The sequence below is a fragment of the Pseudomonas sp. SWRI179 genome, from assembly GCF_014268705.1.
GTDB classification, from domain to species: Bacteria; Pseudomonadota; Gammaproteobacteria; order Pseudomonadales; family Pseudomonadaceae; genus Aquipseudomonas; species Aquipseudomonas zanjanensis.
Genome location: NZ_JABWRA010000112.1, coordinates 1 through 3742, shown reverse-complemented (window position 1 = coordinate 3742; position 3742 = coordinate 1). Strand labels below are relative to the sequence as shown.

The following is a 3742-nucleotide window of genomic DNA, read 5'->3' as shown; positions in this document are numbered from 1 at the left end:
GCGTAACGCCGCCGCTGGAATGGAGCCGAACCCGTGGCTGGCAGTGGGCCCATCGTAACCCGTTGCAACGGGACAACCTGTCATTGCTGCGCAATTTTGCCGAGACGCCGGCCGAACTGGACGACGCTGCGATTCTCACGGTGCAACGCCAGGTCGGCATCAGCGAGGCGCACTTGCGTTATCTGCAAGTCGAGGGAAAACCGTTGCCGGCGATATTATCGGATGCGCTGGATGAAGCCTGGAACTGGCAGCAGGTAAGCGGCACTGTTGGTCGTTTGCTACGTGATCAGGCGCCGCAAGGGGGTGACTTTCGAATCATCCAGACGCTTGAGGAACTGCCGGGTTGGCCAAGCGATTTGACGTTGCGCTACGACGATGGCATCACCGTACACCCCATTGGTGATGCAACGGATACCCGCTCACTTTATTTGAGCAATACAGACTTTGATCACGAGGCCTGGGCGGAGCGCGTCCTGGCCGGGTTGAGCACGAGCGAGCAGAACGTGATGCTGGGACAAAATGGCATCGGCTTACCCGCACTGGAGCGGAGCCGTCTGTTGTCCGGGCGCTGGGCCCGGCATCTACAAGCCAACACTCAGAGGGTAACGGCCGGCATGGCCCGCGCCACGACGATCGATCCGTTGGCTGCGCCCTTGGTCCGGGATTTTCCCGGGCTGCCGCAAACCTTGGCGAATGAACTCGCCAGCCAGGCCGCGGGGCAGGATCGGGTTCGCCTGTTGCAAGGGCACGTGAGCGAAAACCTCGGCCGTCAATGCGCTGAAACCCTGCGGGAATTGCGCCTGGGCCGAGCCTTGCGGGCCTTGGAACGCGGTGAAAGCAGCGCTGACCGTGACCGTCTGGTCATGGGACTGATCGGCGAAATGCCTAAACTGCAAGGTCGGGTGCGCCTGCGCCTGTTCCAGCGTGAACTGAGCAGTCCACTTGACGTGGGTGCAACAGGACCGTTGAAGACACTTCGCCAGGAGGGCGACGCGTACCGTCCCTTCGATGAACAGGGAAACGAACTGGCGGACGCGCTGAGCCTGGAAGATGCATTGCTCAGGGCGATGCCGGATGACGCACGCCAGGCGTTGGGCTTGAACATCTGGGAAGGAGCCAGGCTTCGTACAGAGCTGCTTGCACAAGCCCTGTCTGATCGGCAAGGGCTGCGTCGCCACCTGGCGATGAGAGGGCTCGACAAGGGTGCGGCTCGCCCGCAGTGGCTGAACGGGCGCTTGGGGTATCCCCTCAGTGGCCGTGGACGGTTGCCGTTGTCGGAATGGCGAGGGGCCCTGGGGCAACGATTGGAACGACTTTATCCGAGCCACGCGGGGAATGAGCTGGCGAGGCTTCAAAGCTCTCTGACCAGGGAGGCCATTCGTCAACGCATCAGCTTGGAAGACTTGGTCACCCATCTGGAAACCGAATGGACGACGCTGGACAATGAACTGCGCCAATGGGTGGTTCATGAAGGGGTCCACCACCCGCATGAAGGTACCTTGGATCGTCAGACGCGTATTTCCTTACGGGCAGACGTAGCAACGGAAATTCGTCGGGCCTGGCGACGCGTGCCCGAGCCCGGCCGAGACGGCAGTGAATTTTCATTGCGACTGGTGGGGCACCCCATCGGCCACTTGCCACCCATCAGCGCAAGCTTTGAGCATATTGAGGAACTGATCCTGGTGGATATGGCGCTCAGCCAAGATCCCTCGGAGTTTTTGCGCAGGTTTCCAAACATCGATACGTTGCATTTGCACCGCAATAACCTCACCGCACTGCCCGTGGCAGTAGGGGAATTGCGCATGCTGATGGAGCTGTCGGTGAGCAGCAACCCGCTGGACATGAACGCGGATGTGTTCACCCCCTTGCTGAGTACCGATCCAAGTTTGCGAACCCTTCATCTGTCCGGCATCAGTAGCGGTGGGGAGGCTGGAGCCAGCGCTGACCTGGTCGCGGCCATCGGGCAACTGGCCGAACTACATTCCCTGCGTGAGCTGGTTTGGGCCGAAAATTTACATTTTACCCCTCAGGAATTGCAGGCAATTACTATCCTGCCAGGGTTATCAGCGCTGGATCTGGTGCGGTGCGGCCTTCGGTTGGACGAGGAGGGCAGCGCATTCCTGCGCACGGCTACTGCTTTGGAAGACCTGCGCCTGAGTGGCAATAATTGCAGCCAGATGCCTGACCTACCGGAGCTGACAGCCTTGCGTGAACTGGAACTGGCCAACTCGGGACTCGAGCGGGTTCCGGCGCTGGCGCTGGCGGTATTATCCAGACCGTCAGAGGACATGATTGTCGTTGACCTGCGGGGTAACCGTATCAGCAACATCCAGGATGACTTACTCCCCGCGCTTGCTGCGCATCCAAGGGATGACACGATTGGATTGTGGCTCGATGACAATCCGTTGCCCAGCGCACAAATCCATGCCGTTCGCGCAATAGCTCCCGACTCGTTTCGCTACACCATCGACGACTGGCTCTTTGTTTCCCCCAGTTTCCAGCGGACCTTGGAGGTTGCCCGCGATAGTGCCGGAAGCAGACGTTTCATCGATTGGTTTTCCGGGGCCATGCAGGACGCTGACAGGGAGGCGGATCTAGGGTTGGCTTATCACGATCGTATGAGGGGCGTCGGCATTCTCCAACATTACATCGGATACCAAAGCATCCACGGTGAGCTCCCGACCCGACTTGCGGATTTCGACCTGCAGCTGGAGCAGATACGCAGCCGCTTGCAAGCACGTGCATTGGATAGCGAACAGCCTGACATCGCCGAATTGGAGTTGCACTTCACGATGTTCGATTCGATCCAGCGTGCGCGCCTCGTGCATCAGGGGGTGCCGTTCGCCAACTTCTTGAGCGAGCAGTACGACTACTGGAACTTTGCTCTGACGTCTCGACATCCGGTGGCGGCCGAGCGTCAGTCGTTGATGACGCGGGAGCGATTCATCGACTGGCTCAGCGATGCCCAGGATACCTTCGACAGCCATGACCACACCCCTCGGACAGGCGAAATGACCTGGCGCCCCTACCTGGGATTGATGTCCCGGGATTGGACAGATGGGCTGGCAATCTGGGATGCGGTGGATAACGGCCTGGTGGATGCGTTCAGCGAACCCGTGGATCCGTCCGGTTGGCCGCAAGTGCTGCTGGATAACCTCATGCATCCAGACGCCGGCTTACCGAGCGCCCAAGAGCAGGTTCTGGAAAATGGCCAAATGGTTTGGCGCCATACGCCGCTGGAGGCCGTAGCGGACGTGGACTGGACTGCGGGCCAACCGGTAACGCTCAATGACGATCAGTTCCGGCGCACCATGGCTATCTACCGCTCGGTGAAGAGTCGCGAACTCGAGATTCTGGTCCGTCGGATAACCGCCGATCTTGTCGGCCCTTGGTGGGCGTTGCGAACGTCAAGTGTTCCGCGAGTCTGACGATCAGCCTTGTCGCCGAGGTCGCGAGGCGGCAACGGCGACATCCGTCAATTCATTGCTTAGTGCCGAAACCCGAATATTCAACAACCCCCAAGGAAGGAGGTTCAACATGTCTACCCTCAAAACCCATGTCGAGTTTATCCACGCCAGGCTGCCCATCTGGTTGAGGCGAGCGCTGCGAGCCCAACAGCAGCGCTTCAAGACCCTGACCCAACAATTGCAACGCGACAGCGATGCGCTCAATGCCTTGACCAAGGACTTGCCCGCGCCCTATGACTTTACGCTCGACCTGCTTCAGGCCCAGCCGGAGGTGC

At 59.8% G+C, this 3742-nt stretch carries 2 protein-coding genes; both read left to right on the top strand.

The window, feature by feature from the left end; all coding sequences use genetic code 11:
• The first annotated feature begins 83 nt into the window (after positions 1-83).
• Entirely contained in the window at positions 84-3428 is a 3345-nt protein-coding gene (locus HU767_RS28425; protein ID WP_238349541.1) for a hypothetical protein, read from the top strand.
• Positions 3429-3537: 109 nt separating this feature from the next.
• Positions 3538-3742 (top strand): hypothetical protein (locus HU767_RS28420; protein ID WP_186731100.1); only part of this gene is annotated, 205 nt, incomplete at its 3' end.